Source organism: Bacillus sp. JJ1503, from assembly GCF_036965125.1.
Taxonomy (GTDB): domain Bacteria; phylum Bacillota; class Bacilli; order Bacillales; family Cytobacillaceae; genus Cytobacillus.
Genome location: NZ_JBALOZ010000108.1, coordinates 1 through 1,014 on the forward strand (window position 1 = coordinate 1; position 1,014 = coordinate 1,014).

General features: G+C 29.6%; 2 protein-coding genes. Both read left to right on the forward strand.

Annotation, left to right across the window (positions count from 1 at the left end; all coding sequences use genetic code 11):
* On the forward strand, window positions 1-841 hold an 841-nt coding region (locus V7149_RS09665), incomplete at its 5' end, for a hypothetical protein (protein ID WP_335345425.1).
* Window positions 819-1,014: hypothetical protein (locus V7149_RS09670; protein ID WP_335345426.1), on the forward strand; the 196-nt coding region annotated here is incomplete at its 3' end. The genes V7149_RS09665 and V7149_RS09670, both read left to right, overlap by 23 nt.

Here is a 1,014-nt window from a genome sequence, read left to right on the forward strand (position 1 = left end):
ATATATATCTGTACCATCCAATCTATTATTCTCTTATTTCTTTGTATTTGGAGCAATTGATTTTGATTACCGGAACCCATCTAAAAATACATTATTTAGGAAGTATCTTAGCTTAAAAAAAGGACAGAGGATTCTTTACAAAACAGGAGAAGATTGGGTCGCTCATTCAGTTATAAAAGTAGGCAAAATTCCGAATTCAAAAATGAAAGCAATAGTGGTAAGAGATCGCTCAAACTGTATTAAATATATACCTGAAACAAGATGGTTTGAGTATGTAAGAATTTATGATTTTGAAGTAACACAAGTGAAAAACACCAGAAGAGTGAACAATGTAGAGAACATATCAGATAATACCATATTGAAAAGTATATATTCAGAGTACAATCTTAATTTGTTAATGATGCAAAACACCCCTAAAACCTATTTATACGCTAATAAAAGGGAATGGACAGAAAAAATATCTGCGATTGAACTTAATATTAACGAAAAACCCATACAATTAAGCGAACTGTTATTTGATCGCTCAGAAGGCACATTTTTAAATTTTTCATATATTCAACAAAACCATTCTTCAATTCTACCAAATGATTCAACGATAATATTTGTTGGAAGTAGCAGATCTCTTAGGAAAATAGATCAATTTAAGGAGAAAAAATGTATATTCATTATTGATCAACATGATGCAGAAGAAAAAATTGAAGAGCTTCAGTTAAGAATTGAACAGGAATTTTTAATGGAGAAAAGCCAATCACTTAATAAAGATGTTTGTGAATATTTGGACAAAAATCAAATCAAAATTCCGAAGGGAGTCGAGATTTTTGCTTGGTTGTCGAAAAACTAATTTGGATTTAGCAAATAAATTCTATTCCTCGCCAGTAAAGGTAGAATTTATTAAGGTTGATGAAGGTCATATAGAGCAATTAATACATGCATTAAAAATACTAAATAATGAGGTCAAGGTTTATTATGAGCATGATCAACTACTTATTGAAGAAACTAAGGAATTTATTGAAG